The following is a 19,705-nucleotide window of genomic DNA, read 5'->3' on the forward strand; positions in this document are numbered from 1 at the left end:
TTTGTTGTCCAAGAAACGGGAGGCAGTTCAGTACCGCAAGGTGCCGGGGTTTTTCTTTACCCACTACCCGCCGCGAGGGTGCCCGGCGGGAAGCTCACGAAGATAATCCAGCCGGAACTGTGATTCCTCCAAGCATAAAACTGCACTCCACCTATATATAGCCTGCCCTAAGCGCGTATCCTTATATACATGACTGAAAACAAGAAGGCACAGATTGGTGTCACCGGCCTTGCTGTCATGGGCGCAAACCTCGCCCGCAACCTGGCACGTAACGGCTACACCGTGGCACTGCACAACCGTTCCGTAGAGAAGACCGACGCACTGCTGGCTGAGCACGGCGCAGACGGCGACTTCATCCGCACCGAGTCCCTGCAGGAACTCGTTGACTCCCTCGAGTCTCCCCGCCGCATCCTGATTATGGTCAAGGCGGGCGCACCCGTCGACGCAGTGATCGAGCAGCTCACCCCCATGCTCGATGAGGGCGACATCATCATCGACGGCGGTAACTCCCACTTCCCCGACACCATCCGTCGCGAGCACGCCCTGGCTGAAAAGGGCCTGCACTTCGTAGGCGTTGGCGTCTCCGGCGGCGAAGAGGGCGCTCTCTGGGGCCCCTCCATGATGCCCGGCGGCTCCGCAGAGTCCTACAAGCACCTGGGCCCGCTGCTCGAAAAGATCGCAGCGAAGGCACCGCAGGACGGCGCACCCTGCTGCGCATGGATCTCCACCGACGGTGCGGGTCACTTCGTGAAGATGGTCCACAACGGCATCGAGTACGCCGACATGCAGGTGATCGGCGAAGCTTACGACATTCTGCGCTCCATCGCAGGCATTGAGCCGGCACAGCAGGCAGAAATCTTCAAGACCTGGAACGAAGGCGACCTGAGCTCCTACCTGATCGAAATCACCGCAGAGGTGCTCGCACAGGTAGACGCAAAGACCGGCAAGCCCCTGGTCGACGTTATCGTTGACGCAGCGGGCCAGAAGGGTACCGGCCTGTGGACCGCTAAGGCCGGCCTGGACCTCGGTTCCCCCGTCTCCGCTATCGCAGAGTCCGTGTTCGCACGCGCCCTCTCCTCCTCCGAGCGTGAACAGCGCGAGCAGGCACAGCGCGAACTGCCCGCAGGCCTAATCGCAACCACCGGTATCGGTGCAGGCGACCCCGAGTTCGTTGAGGACGTGCGCCGCGCACTCTTCGCCTCCAAGCTCGTTGCGTACGCACAGGGCATGGACCTGCTCACCCGCGCAGGCAAGGAATACGGCTGGGACCTGAAGCTGGACACCATCGCATCGCTGTGGCGTGCAGGCTGCATCATCCGCGCCGAGCTGCTGGGCGACATCATGGCTGCCTACGCTGATGAGGCTCCCGCGAACATGCTTCTGGCACCCGCTTTCAAGAACCTCATGGAGGAGCTCGTTCCTTCCTGGCGTCGCGTGGTGGCTAAGGCAACCGCACTGGGCATCCCCGTGCCGGTGTTCGCTTCCGCACTGTCCTACTACGACGGTCTGCGCCGCGACCGCCTGCCCGCATCCCTGATTCAGGGTCAGCGTGACTTCTTCGGTGCACACACCTACGGTCGTATTGACGAAGAGGGCGCCTTCCACACCATGTGGAGCGGTGACCGCTCCGAGGTGAACGCAGCGGACATTCACGTTCACTAAGCTCCCGTAGCTGAATACGTAAAAGCCCGCCTTCGGCTGGATGAGAATCCGGTCGAAGGCGGGCTTTCGTTATGTCTTGTTCGTTATGTCTTGACGGGGCGCCCCCGAGATGCCTCAGGGGTATCTTGAGGGGCGTATAGCAGGGGAGAAGACCTGCGGAGCCCGGTGAGGAGCTTGGAGCCTCATGAGGAGCCGCCAGGTGCGCCTCTACGGGGTCAAAACGCTTGCCAAGCGCTAAATCCACATGGCGGGGTCAATGTACTCCACAGCGTCCACCAGCGGCTTCTTCTTCTCCGGGGTACGCGGGCGGTGCTTCGCCGGAATGCCGGTAATAATCGAATCGGCGGGGTGATCGTTGACGACCACGGCGTTCGCACCAATAGCGCTATCGGCACCAATCTCCACCGGGCCCAGCACCTTAGCACCTGCACCAATGGTCACACGGTCACCAATGGTGGGGTGACGCTTCACCTTCTCCAGGGAGCGACCGCCCAAGGTCACGCCGTGGTACAGCATCACGTCGTCACCAACCTCAGCGGTCTCACCAATGACAATGCCCATGCCGTGATCAATGAAGAAACGGCGGCCAATGGTCGCACCGGGGTGAATCTCCACACCGGTCAGAAAACGAGCAAACTGCGAGAGAGTACGAGCCAGAGCCTTCGTCTCATCCTTCTGCCAGAGCTTATGGGTCAGACGGTGAACCCAAATCGCGTGCATACCCGAATAGTTCAGCGCAATCTCGACAGCGCCGCGCGCAGCAGGGTCGTGCTGGCGGACGTTCTCAATATCTTCACGCAGACGCGCAATAAAACTCATGGGTTCCCTTTCCCTCATCGGTCGTGCTCTGTGTATGCGACCTTTCCAAAGGTACCAACAACGGTGCTCATTCACCTATTCCCGAACTCTGTCGTCGTCATAGTGAGTGCTCTCTTTAACATCTCGGTCACAATTGCGTGCGGAACGTAATATTCGGGCTCGGGCGGGTCTCAGCGGGGGAGTATCGCGGGAAAACGCAAACGCTCCGCCCCGGCATGCAACCGGGACGGAGCGTCGAACACTGCGTACTGTTCTAGATGGCGGCCTCACGGGGAGGGGTGCCGAAGACTGGGGTCTATTAGCCGCGGATATCCTCGTAGAGAGCGGTAGAGATGTAACGCTCACCGAAGTCGGGAACGATAGCCACGATCAGCTTGTCCTTGTTCTCAGACTTCTTAGCCTCCTCCAGGGCAGCCCACACAGCCGCACCGGAAGAAATACCGCCCAGAATACCTTCCTGGGTAGCCAGCAGGCGGGAGGTGCGCATAGCGTCCTCAGCGCTGACCGGAGTTACCGAATCGTAGATGCCGCGGTCCAGGGTGTCGGGAACGAAGTTAGCGCCCAGGCCCTGAATCTTGTGGGGGCCAACGCGACCCTCGGAGAGCAGCGGGGAGTCCTTCGGCTCAACCGCAACAACCTTCACGTTCGGGTTCTGCTCCTTCAGGTACTTACCGGTACCGGAGATGGTGCCGCCGGTGCCAATACCCGCCACAAAAATGTCGACCTTACCGTCGGTTGCTTCCCAAATCTCGGGGCCGGTGGTGTTGTAGTGAATGGTGGGGTTCGCCTCGTTGGAGAACTGGGACGCCAGGATAGCGTTCTCGGTGGTCGCAACGATTTCCTTAGCCTTCTCCACAGCGCCGCGCATACCCTCGGTACCGGGGGTCAGCACAATCTGAGCACCGTAAGCGCGCAGCAGCACGCGACGCTCAGCGGACATGGTCTCCGGCATGGTCAGGATGACGCGGTAACCGCGAGCAGCACCCACCATAGCCAGCGCAATACCGGTGTTACCGGAAGTGCCCTCAACAATGGTGCCGCCGGGCTTCAGCGCACCCGACTTCTCAGCAGCGTCAATGATGGCGCGGCCGATGCGGTCCTTAACCGAACCAGCGGGGTTGTAGAACTCAAGCTTGACCGCTACGTTACCGGGAAGACCTTCGTCCAGTCGGTTCAGCTTAACCAGGGGGGTCTGGCCGGTTGCTTCAACAATGCTGTTGAGAATCTTTGCCATGGGGTGCTCCTTCATGAGCTTGGGGGAGGCCAGCCGCGACGGGGTCTCCGCAATGAATAATCGGTTACGTGGCAACTCTACTACTCACCGGCAGTAGGTTTAAACCTGCGGTCACAGTTCGTAATAATGCCAGAGAAAAACCTCAAGGAACGAGGTTCAGAAAGAGGGTACAGAAAAGCGCCGCACAAACCCTTTCTCGACAAAGGACGATGAATGTGCGGCGCTCTCTAGAAACATTATGTAGCCCAAAAGACAACCTCTGTATATAAGAGTAGTGGTGAACTCCGTTCACCGCAAGCTGGAGCCACAAATTTTATTGCCATCAATGGAAAAAACAGTAAAAACCGCATCCTGAGACGGCACAACGCTAAAAGCGGGGGAGAAAACCAGCCTCAGAGGACTAGTTGATGTCCATGTGAAGATCCCACTTGTTGTTCAAGTAGCGACCAACAGCCTCACCAAACATCTTCACGTGACGCTTATCAGCCGCCACAGTCTGCTCCTTGCCGTCCTTGAACAGCTTCTCACCTAGATCAACATTCAGAGTCACGGTCCAGTTGTACGCGCCCTGCGCCAGAACCGGCTGCTTAGTACCAATAGTCAAGGTAGCGGTCGGGTTCACGTACCAGGTCTTCTTCTCGTCAATACCTGTCTTAGTGGAATCCGCGTACTTCTTCATCGCCGCCAGGGTCTCCTGGTCGGTGCTGACCTCGTTCATGTAGTGCATATCGCCGGTACGCAGCAGGTACTCAAACGCCGCACCGAAGTACGCCAGAGCCGCCGCGAAGCCAGCCACCGAATTCTGGTGCATAGCCTCCGGAACAATCGGGGAAGGAACATTCTGCGGCGGGTGCTCAGCGTTACCCGGCTGGTACTCGCCGTGATCCTCCATCTTCTCCAGCTTCGCTACGCCACTGTAATCCTTATTGTCGTTAGGCAGCGGAGAGCTCGTCGCAGTAGCCGACGCAGAAGCAGAAGGGGAAGCAGACGCCGAAGCCGACGCAGAAGCGCTCGGCGAGGCGGTAGCAGACTCAGAAGCAGCGGCAGAAGCGCTCTCAGAGCCAGAAGCGGAAGCAGACGCCTCAGAAGTAGCCTTAGAGCCACAAGCCGCCAGCAAAGCCATGGAGCTGACGCCCAGTACACCCAGCGCCGCGCGGCGGGTCAGGTTCTCGGACATAGTGATACCTTTCAGTCAGTCGGTGATTGCAACCAGTTTAGCCGCAAACCCAACAGGATACAGAGTTGAGTGGACGAAGCGTGAGAAGCGCCTCGCAGATAAAAGCGTTATGACGAACTATGACGCCGCGGAAGTGGCGGACGCCTCAGTAGAAGCTTCAGCAGAAGCGGCGGCAGAAGCAGAAGCCGAACCGGATGCCGCGCCAGACGCCGCAGCACTCGCGGTGGATGCGCCTCCCTGGGCGGTACCTCCCTGAACAGTGGCACCGTACGCCACGCTCAGCTCCCACATCTTAGAATCAGCATGGTAGCGGCCGCGGAAATCGCACTCCTGAACCGTCACCTGAGAAGCCGGACCCGCCGCAGAAGCCGTGGCAGAAGCAGTGGGGGATGCCGCGTCAGACACCAGCGCATCCTCAGAAGGCTCAGCAGAAGCGCTCGCGGAGGTAACCACCGGCTGGATCTTGCCCTCAGCCACCGCCTCCGTACCAAAGTCCAGAGTGTACTTGCCCTTAAACAGCAGGTTGCCATCACTCATAATCGACGGCTGAGCGCTCGCCAGAGCATAAGAAGCCGACGGATTCACATACCAGGACCCCTTCTCCACACCCGCAAGAATAGAAGCCGACAGGGCATCCACCTCAGAGCGAGTCTTCGACGACAGTTGAATACCGGTCGAGAACGCATCCGTGCTACCGGTCTTCACCAGATAATCCATAGCCGCCGCAAAATAGGCAATCGCCTCATGAAAACCCGTCACCGTATTCAACGAAAGAGCGTCAGTCACCTGCGGCTTCGGAGCATTACGCGGTGGATGATCCACCGTGCCCTGCTCATAATTCACTGCACCCTCATAGTGGGTGTACTCCACCAGACCCGAATAGTTCTTACCATCATCACTGTACCCATTCGGGTTAGCGCTCGACTTCGAACCGTTCAGGCTACCACCCTGAGAACCAGACTGCTGGCTAGATTCACCCGAACCGCAAGCGCTCAACAGCGCCGCAGAACCGGCAACAGCAGAAACGCCCACACCCAGGCGCATCAGGGAGCGGCGAGAGAAAGACTGAGAAAAAGAAGACATAAGAGAAAAACCTTGAATCCAGGAAAGCTCGTTACTACCAGAGTAAAACAGATCATGCCCTAACCCGAGTGCGAGTTAGGGCATGATGCCTCATCCATCTGAGGGCTTAAAGGTTGTCACCATTAGAATTGCCGTCATTACCGGAGTTACCGGAATTGTCAGCATTACCATCGTTAGTGCCACCATCGTTAGTGCCACCACCGTTAGCGCCACCATTCTTAGGCTGAGCCGAAGCCTGAGCCTCGTACTCATCCTGAATCGTCAGAGTCCAGTCATTATCGTGGCGCACACCGGTAACCACCAAGCCACGCTCAGTGCGGCGCACCTTCTCAGACATCTCCGCAGGAGCACCGTCAATCACCACGGTCGGACCCAAATCAATCACCAGGTCAAAGGTCCACTGCACGCTCTTCTTCACCAGCGCAGGAACTGCAGTGAACGCAGACATGGTCACCTTCGGCGACACAAACCAATCACGATTCTGCGAGCTCTCATTCGACTCATCCATAAACGAAGAGAACGAAGCAATGAATTTCTCATCAGCCTTCGAGTCACGCAGCGGAGCCGCATCACCGGTAAGCACCAGGTAATTGATCGCCGCATACACGAAAGCAATCGAATCGTACAGACCCTGCACCGAGTTCTCCGACGCGCTCGCCGGACGCTTGGGGAACGGCACGTTCTGAGCGGGCGCAGACTCGGTCGCCGGAACGAAATTACCCTTCTTCTCATAGTTGTCGAAGGTGACCTCGCCGCTAAAATCAGTACGCGCAGAAGCCGAAGGGGAAATCTGAGGGGTATCCGCATCAGCAGTCTCGCTGGAGGACGAGCTACCGCCGCACGCAACCAGCAGGGCGCTCAAAGATACGCCCGCAACGCCCGCACCCGCGTAACGCAGAGCAGTACGGCGGCTGATGCCGGTGGTGGAACTGGGAAGCCCGGAGGTCATGGGGAAAAGCGCCACGGAATACCTTTCGAGTGAGAATCTCAGGTGAGAGACGAGTGAGAGAACGCCTCGACGAGCGGATATCACACGCGGATATCCCTCTAGAGACAGTCCTAAGTATAACGCGCCCCCGCCTTCACACCCGTGCGTACCAGCGCTCAAAGGAGCGTGATATGCCGCCCATCAGCGAACTTACCGCAGCCAGTGAACTCAGTGGAACCAGCGGGAGCATCGCGCCGAATGGGGCATAGCGGGTATAGCGAAGGAGGGGACGCGTTAATCGTCTATAGAGATCGTCTATAGGGGAGGGGCTACTGGGCGCCCCCGGCGGGAGCAACATCTCCACCAGCGGCACCGGGCTCAGCGGCACCGGGTGCTACGGTCGGCTGAGCCGTCGCAGCGCCAGGCTGAGTCGCCACGGGCTGCGCGGGAGCGGTAGCCGCAGGCGCCTGGGTAGCGGCAGGCTGAGGAGCCTGAGCCGCGCCTCCCTGACCTGCAGAACCCTGACCGGCACCATTCTGTGCGGCACCACCATTCTGGGAGCCAGTGTACTGACGGGAACCGCCCTGACCGGCACTGCTCTGACCTGCGCCATTCTGAGCGGCAGGAGCCTGAGCCGCGCCGTTACCCGAAGTGTTTGCGCCGGTATTCGCGCCAGCATTAGCCGCCACGGTGCTGTCATCAGTCACCGTCGGGGTATAGGTCGAGGAAGGATGCGCGCGCGGAGTCTGAGTCGGCTTCGGGGTCAACGCGGGATCGTACTGCTGAGGCGCAATCACCAACCAGCGCTTCGCCTCCTCATCGTACTCAGCGTAGAGAGCCTTAATCTCCTGCGCCTCAGTGTCCTCCAGAGGCTTGGTCGTGTTGGTCGCCTTCTCAACCTGCAGACCGTGCGCCTGAGTCACGGTGCACGCCCACGAATACTTCGTGCCGCGGGTCGTCGGCTGCTTATCGGTCAGACGGAACGTCCACTCGCCGCCCACCAGCCAGTTCGTGCCGGGCGCATAGAAGGCGCGTAGCTTCTCCAAAGAAGCACGCTGAACAGAATTATCCTGATGAACCACCTGCAGAGCAGGACCGGGGTCACCGGTCATGCGGGCATAGTTCACCGCCGCCGCAAAATACGCGAAGGTGGCGCGCAGACCGCGGGCGTTCTTGTCGTACATGCTCTCATCCTCAATCGGGATGGGCACGGCACTCGCCTTAGAATCAACGCTTGCCGGGCCGGCAGTCGGCTCAATCGTGTACACCTGACCGGTTTCCGGGTCGGTGCTGCTCATCGGGGCCGCACCGTTGCCCGCAATGTACTTAGTCCACTTCAGCTCGCCCGACAGATTGTCGTAGGCACCCGCAATCGAAGCGGAAGCAGTGGGGGAGGCAGTCGCCTCCTCAGTCTTTTTGGAACCGCAAGCGGCAAGCATCGCACCCAGGGCGGCGGTGCCCGTAAGCGCAATAAAGTGGCGGCGGCTGTGAATCATAGTGATCCCCTTGAATGTGCTGTATGCGGAAGTATCGGTGATAGGTGAAGAGCTCACGCCCTAATCCTCAGCCTAACATCACGCCCCTAGAAGTGGGCGTGAAGCAGTCACCCGCGGGGCGGGTAGAGGCGTATTGAGGCGAAAAGGAGCGGACCTCATCTAGCCCTAGCCTATAGATTTCACGCGTGGCACACAAATAAAAGCCCTCATCCGTGCCTCATATCACCCAATATGACGGGTTCTTTGAGGCACGGATGTAAAGAAGCTTTAGGCTGAGCCTCGAATATAACGAGCCGCCTTAGAAGAGGTGCTCTCATTCGGGGTCGGGTGCGCGCTCGGGGCGTTCGCGGACGGTTCAGTGGTAGCCGCAGGGGTGGCGGTAGCACTCGGGGAAGACTTCGGATCCTCCAGCATCTGCCACCCCTCTTCACCAAAGTAGACGTAAGCATCCGCCTTCTGATTGCTGCCGTAGATACCGGTGAGCTGCTCACGCTGACGGGTCTCATGGTTGAACAGGAACGCGTTCTCGTCCACCTTCAGGGTCGCCTTCCAGCAGTAGACGTCCTGCTCGGTGGCGGGTACCGGCTGCGGGGAGCTTAGATTGATGCACATGGGGTGGTTGCTCTTAGAGACCAGCCAGCCAATGTTGTAGCGGTAAATGTCGCGGTACATCTGCGCCATGTGGCTAAAGTGCTCCTGGCCGGGCAGGCTCATGAAGGGGTCGGTATCACCGGTGAGGAGCATGTAGTTCTGCGCCGCACCCCAGTACTGCAGGAAGGCGTGCAGACCCTCAACGGTACGTTCCTTAGCCTCCGGGGGCATGATGGGTCGGGGGACATTGACGGCGCGGTGGCTGAGAGTGCCGTTCGAGAAATTGCCGACGCGCTCAAAGAACTGATCCGGCAGGATTGCCGGGCCGCGGCCGTCCAGAGCGGATTTGGGTAGAGGCTCGGCGTAGGTGATGCTACGCGTGGTGGTCGCAGATTTAGTCTGGGTGCCCTGAGGCGCCGGTGCGGCATCAGTGGGAGAGGGATCAGTGAGTGGTTGAGGGCGAGAAACTGCGCTGGGACTGCAGGCGCTTGTGAGTGCACTCAATGCTGCTCCGGAAGAAAGAGCAAGAAGATGGCGACGTGACAGCGAACCGAACATACGCAACCTTTCGCAAGAGTAAAGATGGGCAGACAGTATGCGGGTAGCTCGGATGCAGTGAACCTCAACGGCAGTTGATTGCAGTTGCGTGAGGGGGCGGTGAGCGTTCCCGATGGGGGTGGCATACCGCGGTGAGTACGGATGCGATACGAAGGGCAGGTCAGAAACCTCCTGGGGATTCGGTGTGGATTATGACCTGCCTGGTTGTCGTGCTCAACGATTCTAAGCGTACTTTCAGGTTCAAAATGACCATATCTGCGCTTAAAGGTAAAAAGTTATCAAATCTTAATATTTGCCCGTTTTATGCGGGTTATAAAACGTACCAATGTGTTCGAGATAACCGCAATAAGATGCGCTGTTTTCCCGCGGAAACTTAGGGATTTTCTAATCTTTTCTTCTTGTGAATAAATCATAAATTGGAGTTGTTGCACCCTGTGCGCAAGTAGTATCTCAACCCCTTAAGGTTGTCCAAACACCTATCAAAAACAGCCCCTCGCACAGCCGCAGCACCCCCATCCGCACAATCTAGCTACAACGCGACCGCGCCAACGCCCAAACATGGCATGAAGCAGGTGCACCCTATGGGACAATAGCGCTGTGACTACCACCGACTATGCGCAGCTCAAAGCAGCTCGCGAACTGCTCACTCGAATCCCCCTCCCGCTCGACGTAGAAGCCGACGAAACCCCCGGCACCCCCTACACCGTCACCCACGACGGTACCGCCGAGCACGGCACCGCCACCGCGCGCACCCTGCTCGCCGCCATGGCACGCCAACTCGACGACTACATCCTGCCGCGCAGTGCCAGCGTCGACAACCCCCTCACCATCGTGGTCGGAGGCTCCACCGGCGCCGGTAAATCCACCCTCGTCAACACCCTGCTCGGCGAACCGCTCACCCAGTCCGGCGCGATTCGACCCACCACCCGCCACCCCGTACTCCTGCACCGCGCAGAAGACGAAGCGGCGCTATCACCCGAACGCTTCCTGCCCACCCTGCCGCGCACCCGCACCTCCGGCATGAACGCCGGATCGCAGGCACTACCCGGCCTCAACCCGAAGATCGCGCGCGCCCTCATTCCTATTACTACCTCGGCGCTACCGCAGGGCATCGCGCTCATTGACGCACCCGATATCGACTCCGTCTCCGAGGAAAACCGCACCCTCGCCAAGGAACTGCTCTCCGCCGCAGACCTGTGGCTCTTTGTCACCACCGCCAACCGCTACGCCGACGCCGTGCCTTGGGAACTGCTCCACGAAGCAGCCGCACGCTCCATCGCCATCGCCGTGGTACTCAACCGCGTGCCCGAAGGCGACGAAGAAGCCATCGAAAACGACCTGCGACGCATGCTCGACGAGGCGGGAATCCACGCCGTACTGATTCACACCGTCACCGAACAGCCGCGCGACGAAAGCGGCATGCTCGCCCCCGTCAGCCTCGCCCCGCTGACCCTGTGGATCCGCGAACTCGGCGCCGACGCACCCGCCCGCGCCGCCATCGCCCGGCAGACCCTCGCCGGTGCCGTCGAAACCCTCGCCGGAAACCTGCAGGTGCTCGCCGCCGAACAGGCACGCCAGCAGGCGGCGCACCAGTCGCTTGCCACCATCGTCGCCGAAGAATACGAGGACGCGCTGACCACCATCGACGGCGCCCTCTCCGACGGCTCCCTGCTACGCGGCGAAGTGCTCTCGCGCTGGCACGACTTCGTGGGAACCGGCGACTTCTTCCGCTCCCTCGACAGCACCATCGGTCGCCTGCGCGACCGCGTCGGCTCCGCCCTGCGAGGCCAGCCCGCCGCCGCACAGAAGGTAGAAGACGCCCTCGAAAGCGGCATCCACGCCGTCGTACTGGATGCAGCCGCCCGCGCCTCCGAAAACACCCGCACCCGCTGGCGTGCCAGCCGCGCCGGACGCTCCCTGCTGGCACGCCTGGATGCGCCGCAGGCTACCTCTGCTGTGCCCGAACAGAACGCAGAAGCTAAGGGCGAGGTGCAATCCGCCGAGGACATCTTCTCCGCAGCCGTTGCCGAGCAGATTCGCCTCTGGCAGGGCTCCGTGCTCGAAATGATTCGCGAAGAAGGCGCCGATAAGCGCAAGCGTGCCCGCTTCCTCTCCCTGGGTGTGAACGCCACCGCCGTGATGCTCATGGTCGCCGCGTTCAGCCTCACCGGCGGCATTACCGGTATTGAGGCGGGTATCGCCGGCGGTAGCGGCGTGGTCGGCACCAAGCTGCTCGAGTCCGTCTTCGGTGAAGACGCGGTGCGCCGCATGGCAACCCGCGCCCGCACCGACCTGCTCGAACGCATGGCGGATCTGCTCACCGAGCACGCTCAGCCCTTCACCGCCGTACTCGAAGAAACCGACCCACAGGCTGATGCCGAGGACATTCACCGCGCCGCCGAGCAGGTGCATGCGATTGCCGCAGAAATGAGCGCCCAGAGTCAAACCACACAGAGCCAAGCCGCAGCCCACACTAACGGCACGGTTGCTCGCTAAACCACTCCGGACAGGCACCCCGCACCACAGACGAAGAAATAACGCACTATGACTACCCCCGAGAAGAAACTCGAGAACGCCGAGCGCAATACTACTGAGCGCAACACCGAGCGAGGCGCCACCCCCGCCGTGGCAACCTCGCCCTTCGCGCGCTCCGTCGCATCCCTCAAGGACGCCATCAGCTACGGCGAAGGACGAGTCCCCGAAACCGTGCTGCTCGACGCCGCCGCAACCCTCGAACGCCTCAGCCAACGCCGCGAACTCTCCACCGAACACACCGTCATCGGCTTCTTCGGCGCGACCGGCAGCGGCAAATCCACGCTCTTCAACGCCATCGCCGGACAGAACATTGCCCTCTCCGCGCCCACGCGCCCGACCACCTCCTCCGTGCAGGCGGCAATCTGGGAAGCCGAAGGCAGCGAAGAGCTACTTGACTGGCTCGGCATCGATAAGCGTGTCTACCCGCAAACCCAGGCGCTCGCCGCAGAAGGAGAGGCAACCGAGGGTAATGAGGCAACCGGGGGAGTAGCGGCACCCAATGCCGTCACCGAACCGGCACCCGGACTCTTCAACCGCATCCGCCGAGCCATCGGTGGACGCGGCGAAATGCGCACCCGCACCGGTGGCCTCATCCTGCTGGACATGCCCGACTTCGACTCGGTCACCACCACCAACCGCGACCTCGCCGCCCGCATGATGCGCTACGTGGACGTACTCGTCTGGGTTGTCGACCCCCAAAAATACGCCGACGCCGTCATCCACCGCGACTTCATGGTGCCGCTTGCCGCATCCGGCGCGCAGGCGCTCTGCGTGCTCAACCAGGCGGACAAACTCGCGCCCGCCGAGGTGCCCGCCGTGCTCGCATCCCTCACTCGCCTGCTCCAGGCTGAGGGCACCGAAGCGCACCTGCTCTCCGCACCTATCGCCGTCTCCGCGCGAACCGGTGAGGGCATCGACGTGCTCCGCGACCTGCTCGCCCAGGTAGCCGCCGCCAAGAGCCTATCCCTGCAGCGAACCGACGCGCAGCTGCACGCCACCGCCTCCCAGCTGCGCACCTACGCAGGGGGAGAAGGCACCGTACTCGCCGGAGCCTACGCCCTCGACGCGGAGCAGAAGCTCGTGAAGGCATGCTACACCTCCAGCCAGGCAGAGCAGGTTTTGCAGGCGGCAACCGCCTCCTACCGCCGTACTGCGGGTCAGCACACCGGCTGGATTCTCACCCGCTGGATGAGCCGCCTAAAGGCTGACCCCCTGCGCCGTCTGCACCTGGGGCAGCAGGACGAAACGAAGAGCACGTCTAAGGCTGAGAAGTCCGCGGGCATGCTCGGTTCCGATAGCGAGAACGCACCCGAGCTGGTGGCATCCTCGCTACCCCCGCTGAGCGCCGCGCAGAAGGCTGGCATGGCAAACGCTGTGCGCCAATACAGCAAGCAGATGGCGGCTCGCATCGACGAACCGTGGAAGCGCAGCATGAAGGAAGCCGCCCTCTCCCGCGAGGCGGAGCTACCCGAACTGCTCGAACGCGACATGGTGCGCATCGACTACGGTCTGGGTCGCACCCGCGCCCCCTGGGTCATCTTCAATGCCCTGCAATGGATCGCGCTACTGAGCGCCCTGGTAGGTGTCGGCTGGCTGACCCTGATTTCCGGCATGGCATACCTGCAGATTCAGCTGCCGCCCGCCCCGACCCCCGAAGGCTCCCCAGTGCCCCTGCCGACCCTGCTTCTGCTGCTGGGTGTGTTGCTCGGTATCGCCTCGGCGGGTGTGGGTAGGCTACTTACCGCCATGGGCTCACGTTACTACGCACGTAAGCTGCGGGGTCGCCTGCAGACCGGCGTGGAGAAGGCGGTGCAGTCCTGCGTGGTCGCCCCGGTACAGCAAGAAGCAAAGCGCCTCAACGCCTACCGCAAGGCGCTGGACATTTAGCGGCGTATCATCCGAGAAACCGTATCAGGACAACCCGCATCAAACTAAGAGCGCACAAAAGAATCCCTCCCCACCTCAATCGAGGCGGGGAGGGATTCTTTTCGTTAAATCTACACGCTACTGAAGCTTAGTCCTCTTCAGTACTCTCACCGCAGGGAGCCTGCTGAGACGCCGCAAGCTCACGCAGACCGTCCGTAATCGCCTGAGCAGCCTTAACGACCAGCTCAGGGTAGTTGCGGTTCGGCTGGCGGGTCATGCGGTCAATCGGGCCTGAGATAGACACTGCCGCAATCACCTTGCCACCGGGCGCACGCACCGGAGCAGAGACCGAGGCGGTACCGCGCTCGCGCTCACCCACGGACTGCGCCCAACCGATGCGGCGCACAGCCGCGAGCATGGCGGCGCTGAAGTGCGCGTCGCGCAGGCCTTCAACAATGCGGTTCTGATCTTCCCAGGCCAGCAGAACCTGGGCGGCGGAACCAGCCTGCATGGACAGCTGGGTGCCAACCGGGATGGATTCGTGCATGCCGGAGGGTCGTGCCGCGGTTGCCGCGCATACACGCCAGTCGCCCTGGCGGCGGTACAGCTGGGTGGATTCGTCAGCTTCGAGGCTAAGCTTCTGCAGAATCGGGTCTGCCACGGTGATGAGCTCGTCAGCAATGGTTGCGGATGCGAGTTCGGTCAGGCGGGGTCCGAGCATGAAGCGCCCCTGCACGTCGCGGGCTACGAGGCGGTGGTGTGCCAACGCCACGGCGAGGCGGTGTGCGGTGGGGCGCGCCAGACCGGTTGCCTTGACGAGGTCACCCAGAGATACGGGTCCTGCCTCGAGGCAATCAAGAATGAGGGTCGCTTTATCGAGCACGCCAACGCCGGAGGAGCCGTGGGAGTGTACCTCTACCATCTGCTCGTCGGCGGCCATGTGTTCGGGCGGCTTGACGGGGTCAACAATCGGTGCGTTGTGGTGTGTGGATGCGTTGGGGTGACGCATTCCGTGTGCGTTAAAACGTGAGGCGGAAGGAGTCATTCTTATATTCTATCTCAGAATATGAAAGATACCCCGGACTTCATGGACTCTTTGAGATGCAGAGCTGAAGATGGAATCACCCCCTACGGGATAAATTGTGAACTTTTCATAATAAGTGTTTGTGTGGGTTTATGGGTGAAAATATGCGAAAAGACGCAGAAAAATGCGAATAATCTCGCAAAATTACCCTGGAGTCATAGAGTAAACCCACATAAAAACACTCGCTAGTTCGGGGTGTTTCTAGGCCGTCTCACAGGCTAAGAATCCGTGAAAAAATATGCGACACGCCGCAGGGAAATACCGATTTGAGGGTCCCATCGGGTACATAATCCGCCCCTCAACTCCGCAAACTTGCGGCACGCACCACACCGAACGCATCCACCGTAGGAACGCATCAAGCAGGAGAAAGCATGACTAGCGAACAGAACGCAACCACCGCGGGCACCCGTCCGCGCACCCTGGCAGAAAAAGTCTGGGACGCACACGTCGTCGTCCCCGGTGAAAACGGCAAGCCCGACCTGCTCTACATCGACCTGCAGCTACTGCACGAAGTGACCTCCCCCCAGGCATTCGAAGGCCTGCGCATCGAGAACCGCCCCCTGCGCCGCCTCGACCTGACCATCGCCACCGAGGACCACAACACCCCCACCGACAACATCTTCGGCACCATTGCCGACCTGACCAGCCGCACCCAGATCGAGACCCTGCGCCGCAACGCCAAGGAATTCGGCGTGCGCATCCACTCCCTCGGTGACGAGGAACAGGGCATCGTGCACGTGGTCGGCCCGCAGCTGGGTCTGACCATGCCCGGTATGACCATCGTCTGCGGCGACTCCCACACCTCCACCCACGGTGCGTTCGGCGCTCTCGCGTTCGGTATCGGTACCTCCGAGGTGGAACACGTCATGGCGACCCAGACCCTGCCCCTGGCACGCTTCAAGACCATGGCAATCAACGTTGAAGGCACCCTCAAGCCCGGCGTGACCGCAAAGGACATCATCCTCGCCGTCATCGCGCAGATCGGTACCGGCGGCGGTCAGGGCTACGTGCTCGAATACCGCGGCTCCGCGATCCGCTCCCTCTCCATGGAGGGCCGCATGACCATGTGCAACATGTCCATCGAGGCGGGCGCACGCGCCGGCATGGTCGCCCCCGACGAGATCACCTTCGAGTACATCAAGGGTCGCCAGCACGCGCCCAAGGGTGAAGAGTGGGACAAGGCAGTCGAGTACTGGAAGAGCCTGCCCACCGACGAAGGCGCCGTCTTCGACAAGGAAATCTTCATCAACGCTGACGAGCTCGAACCCTTCGTCACCTGGGGTACCAACCCCGGTCAGGGCATTCCGCTGAGCCACGCCGTTCCCTCCCCGGACGACTTCGAGGACGAGAACGACAAGGTCGCAGCAGAACGCGCCCTCGAATACATGGGCCTGGAGGCGGGCACCCCCATGAAGGAAATCCCCGTGGATGTTGTCTTCCTGGGTTCCTGCACCAACTCCCGCATTGAGGACCTGCGCGCCGCAGCGGACATCGTTCGTGGCCGCACCATCGCCGAGAACGTGCGCATGATGGTCGTGCCTGGCTCCCAGAAGGTCCGCGCGCAGGCAGAAGCAGAAGGCCTGGACAAGGTCTTCAAGGACTTCGGTGCCGACTGGCGCTTCGCCGGCTGCTCCATGTGCCTGGGCATGAACCCCGACCAGCTGGCACCCGGTGAGCGTTGCGCCTCCACCTCGAACCGTAACTTTGAGGGCCGCCAGGGCAAGGGTGGCCGCACCCACCTGGTCTCCCCGGTGGTCGCCGCCGCAACCGCTGTGCGCGGTACCCTGTCCGCCCCGTCCGACGTCGTGGCCTAGCACGCCGCTATAGCTAAGGAGCCATTATGGAACCCATTATTAAGCACACCGGCATTGGCGTGCCGCTGCGTTCTTCGAATGTTGACACCGACCAGATCATCCCCGCCGTCTACCTCAAGCGAGTGACCAAGACTGGCTTTGATGATGCCCTCTTCGCTAACTGGCGTAAGGACCCCGAGTTCATCCTGAACCAGGAGCCCTACAAGCACGGTAGCGTGCTGGTTGCGGGCCCGGACTTCGGTACCGGTTCCTCGCGTGAGCACGCCGTGTGGGCGCTGCGCGACTACGGTTTCAAGGTCGTTATCTCTGCTCGTTTTGCCGATATTTTCCGCGGCAACTCCGGTAAGCAGGGCCTGGTCACCGCACAGGTTGCACAGGACGATATCGAGCTGATTTGGAAGGCGCTGGAGCACGAGCCCGGCACCGAAATCACCGTTGACCTGGAGTCCAAGACCGTAACCGTGGGCGCGCTGGTTGTTCCCTTCGAGATTGACGACTACGTGCGCTGGCGCCTCATGGAGGGCCTGGACGATATCGGTCTGACCCTGCAGAACCTCGAAGCTATTGAAGCGTACGAGGCGAAGCGCCCCTCCTGGATGCCCCGCACTCAGGAGCTCTAAGTAGGGGAACTCTAAGCCGTAGATATATAAAGCTCGAAGGCGGCGACTGATTCAGTCGCCGCCTTCGAGCTTTTCTGTACCCAAAAACCTGGCACACATATGAATGTGCCTCCCCGGAACTTCCGGGGAGGCGTATTTATTCAATACCTAGAGCTTAGGCACCCTCAGTGATGGGGGTGTTCAAGGTTGCGTTCTCGGTACAGCTGTACAGCGCCGCCGAACCGGGGGAGCGCACACCCGCGGTCGGGTTCGCGTTCTGTGCGGTGGCAAGAGCGAAGTCAGAAACCACCTCGTGGTTAATGTAGCTGCCGCCTGCGCCGCCGCCGCTGCTCAGGGCGCTGAGCGAGTAGATGTTGCCTTCGCCCTCGAACTGCACCTGACGGCCGAAAACGCCCTCGTAGTATGAGCCAACGGTCCAGATGTTCAGGCCTGCGCCTCCGCCGCCGTAGCCGGCGCCACCACCGGATGCTACGGAGGTGAGGGAGAGCTTGCCGTGGGTTCGGGAAAGCAGCGCGCCGGAGCCGCCCTTACCGCGGTAAGAGCCGGTTGCGTTCGCACCGCCGGTGCCCTTCTCTCCCTCATGCACGGAGTCGCCCTGGTAAAGGTAGTAGCGCGGGAAGCTGTACGATTCGAACCAGGAGGTAGACATGGGCTGGAGCTTCAGCTCGTTATTCTCGTCGAGAATGCCGACCAGCGCCTCACCGAGGGTACCCGCCACTCCGGAGCGGCCAGCGGTACCGCCGGTGACCATGAAGCGCATGTCCAGGGTCTTGTCGTCCTCCTCAAGGGGCTTGAACTCCTGGTAGGGGCTTGCCATGAGCATGCCGCCCTGACCGGTGTTGTCGGTGCCCAGGTCGCCGCCTGCGCTACCGCCTGCGGTGGTGGATGCATCGCGACCGTCCAGCGCCACGCGCAGTGCCGGGTTCAGCTGATCCTTGGGCTGGGCGTTGAAGAGGCTCTGGTGGGTGGTGAGGGTGCCCAGCTGCGCGCCGCCGCCGCCAGCACCGGCAACGGCTACGACGGTGACTGCGCCGTCGCGGACGAGCTCGACCGCGGAGGAGCCGCCGCCGGACGCGCCGTACACGTAGCCGCTATCGGTGCCTACTACCTGCGCTGCGCCGGTTGCGGTGCTGGAGCCGGTGGAGTCGCCGCCTGCTGCGTAGCCTTCGCCACCGAGTGCGGGCTGTGCGCCAGCTGCGGAGCCGACGCCGCCGTTACCCGCCCAGACGCGCAGGATGTCGCCGGACTTGACCGCAAGAACACCGCTGAGCTGTGCACCGGCACCGCCGCCAGCCAGGGCCGCGTTCGTGACGTCGGTCAGGTAGCGAGGAGTGAAGGAAGACGCGGCACCGCCGGCGCCTCCCACGAGGTCGAAGCGTACTCGTCCAACGCCTTCAGGGACGAGCCATTCGGTGTATGCGCCAGCCTTGTCGTCGAAGCCGGTTGCGGTCGGCTTGAGGGTCAGAGCGGGGGAGCAGGTGGGCTCGCCGCTTGCCGCCCATGCAGGGACGGTTGCGCTGGCGAGGATAACGGGAGCACTCCACGCCGCACCCTGTACGAGGCGACGGCGCGAAATGCGTGATGCAGTGTTGTGATGTGTCATATTTGGGGTCCTCCGGTAGTTCGCGGATGCAGCCGCGAAGCGACCTGTGGTTGGTTGCGATGGGCCCTGGTTTTTAGTTGACTTTCGAATATTTACGGTGATGTTGAAGTGAATTTTTGAAGTTGAAGTGAATCAGGAAGCCGAACCGTTTTGGTTGGGTACCATCGCAAAGGTTTATGCAGTGAATGCACGCCACGCGCCCTCCCGTGAGGCTCTGTACTGCGCGGGTGCAAGGTCGGTGCCGGCGCCTATGCCGCAGTGTAGAGCTGATTGGCTCCTCCGTGAGAGCGGAGGCGCCGTTCAGTGGGCACGAGTGTGCACGTTATTGTAGGGGTGAGGTTGCTCTCAAGTTCAAATTCGGACGTTAAAAAGACGAAACTAACGTCAAATTTCGGCGAAGAAACAGAAAATGTTTGCATTAGTGTGAATGTTTGTGTATCTTTTTGTTTTTCTGGCTCTGAATCTGAGGGGGCCAGAGCGGTTTTTCACATACACAACAGAGCAAAATCTCAGTCACGAGTTCCAAAGGTTCTTCAGTGTTTGGAGCACCTTTACGCAGGGCTTAGAATAATGATGAATATATGCGCCCGTTTCGCCCTGCTACCGGCAGGGGCGCGGCACGACAGAACGCGGCG

Annotated in this window: 14 protein-coding genes; 5 read left to right on the forward strand and 9 right to left on the reverse strand. The window is 61.0% G+C overall.

The features are described 5' to 3' along the window. The first annotated feature begins 189 nt into the window (after positions 1-189). Positions 190-1,662, forward strand: coding sequence for an NADP-dependent phosphogluconate dehydrogenase (gndA, locus tag HMPREF2894_RS00020; protein ID WP_070677220.1), 1,473 nt, complete (start codon positions 190-192; stop codon positions 1,660-1,662). 234 nt (positions 1,663-1,896) lie between these two features. Here the strand turns inward: gndA and epsC are convergent, their stop codons facing one another. The 7 genes from epsC to HMPREF2894_RS00055 form a co-directional block, all read right to left on the reverse strand. Next, positions 1,897-2,481: a serine O-acetyltransferase EpsC gene (gene epsC / locus HMPREF2894_RS00025; RefSeq protein WP_005505599.1), complete on the reverse strand. Its 585-nt coding sequence runs from the start codon at positions 2,479-2,481 to the stop codon at positions 1,897-1,899. Between the two features lie 298 nt (positions 2,482-2,779). Next, positions 2,780-3,715: a cysteine synthase A gene (gene cysK, locus HMPREF2894_RS00030; protein ID WP_005505601.1), complete on the reverse strand. Its 936-nt coding sequence runs from the start codon at positions 3,713-3,715 to the stop codon at positions 2,780-2,782. Between the two features lie 400 nt (positions 3,716-4,115). Further along, positions 4,116-4,892 carry a DUF6318 family protein gene (locus HMPREF2894_RS00035; RefSeq protein ID WP_070677223.1) on the reverse strand — a complete coding sequence of 259 codons (777 nt, stop codon included), beginning with the start codon at positions 4,890-4,892 and terminating at the stop codon, positions 4,116-4,118. Positions 4,893-5,009: 117 nt separating this feature from the next. Next, on the reverse strand, positions 5,010-5,975 hold the full coding sequence (locus HMPREF2894_RS00040) for a DUF6318 family protein (RefSeq protein ID WP_070677226.1): 966 nt from the start codon (positions 5,973-5,975) through the stop codon (positions 5,010-5,012). Positions 5,976-6,081: 106 nt separating this feature from the next. Continuing rightward, positions 6,082-6,939, reverse strand: coding sequence for a DUF6318 family protein (locus HMPREF2894_RS00045; protein ID WP_070677229.1), 858 nt, complete (start codon positions 6,937-6,939; stop codon positions 6,082-6,084). Positions 6,940-7,232: 293 nt separating this feature from the next. After that, positions 7,233-8,399, reverse strand: a complete 1,167-nt coding sequence (locus HMPREF2894_RS00050; protein WP_070677232.1) for a DUF6318 family protein — start codon at positions 8,397-8,399, stop codon at positions 7,233-7,235. 267 nt (positions 8,400-8,666) lie between these two features. Then, positions 8,667-9,494, reverse strand: coding sequence for a DUF6318 family protein (locus HMPREF2894_RS00055; protein ID WP_246826987.1), 828 nt, complete (start codon positions 9,492-9,494; stop codon positions 8,667-8,669). A 651-nt stretch (positions 9,495-10,145) separates the two neighbouring features. On the opposite strand from HMPREF2894_RS00055, the gene HMPREF2894_RS00060 reads away from it, so the two are divergent. Both HMPREF2894_RS00060 and HMPREF2894_RS00065 read left to right on the forward strand, forming a co-directional pair. After that, positions 10,146-12,044, forward strand: a complete 1,899-nt coding sequence (locus HMPREF2894_RS00060; protein WP_070677238.1) for a dynamin family protein — start codon at positions 10,146-10,148, stop codon at positions 12,042-12,044. Positions 12,045-12,092: 48 nt separating this feature from the next. Further along, positions 12,093-13,970 carry a GTPase gene (locus HMPREF2894_RS00065; RefSeq protein ID WP_070677241.1) on the forward strand — a complete coding sequence of 626 codons (1,878 nt, stop codon included), beginning with the start codon at positions 12,093-12,095 and terminating at the stop codon, positions 13,968-13,970. A 127-nt stretch (positions 13,971-14,097) separates the two neighbouring features. On the opposite strand, the gene HMPREF2894_RS00070 is transcribed toward HMPREF2894_RS00065, so the two are convergent. Continuing rightward, positions 14,098-14,994 carry an IclR family transcriptional regulator gene (locus tag HMPREF2894_RS00070; RefSeq protein WP_371325804.1) on the reverse strand — a complete coding sequence of 299 codons (897 nt, stop codon included), beginning with the start codon at positions 14,992-14,994 and terminating at the stop codon, positions 14,098-14,100. 410 nt (positions 14,995-15,404) lie between these two features. Here HMPREF2894_RS00070 and leuC point away from each other — a divergent pair, with 410 nt between their 5' ends. Further along, on the forward strand, positions 15,405-16,847 hold the full coding sequence (leuC, locus tag HMPREF2894_RS00075; RefSeq protein WP_049356655.1) for a 3-isopropylmalate dehydratase large subunit: 1,443 nt from the start codon (positions 15,405-15,407) through the stop codon (positions 16,845-16,847). Between the two features lie 26 nt (positions 16,848-16,873). Beyond that, positions 16,874-17,467: a 3-isopropylmalate dehydratase small subunit gene (gene leuD / locus HMPREF2894_RS00080; protein ID WP_005505627.1), complete on the forward strand. Its 594-nt coding sequence runs from the start codon at positions 16,874-16,876 to the stop codon at positions 17,465-17,467. 154 nt (positions 17,468-17,621) lie between these two features. On the opposite strand, the gene HMPREF2894_RS00085 is transcribed toward leuD, so the two are convergent. Beyond that, complete coding sequence (locus HMPREF2894_RS00085; protein WP_070677248.1) at positions 17,622-19,070, reverse strand: transcriptional initiation protein Tat; 1,449 nt, start codon at positions 19,068-19,070, stop codon at positions 17,622-17,624. Positions 19,071-19,705 lie beyond the last annotated feature (635 nt).

Source organism: Rothia sp. HMSC066G02, assembly GCF_001813145.1.
Classification (GTDB): domain Bacteria; phylum Actinomycetota; class Actinomycetes; order Actinomycetales; family Micrococcaceae; genus Rothia.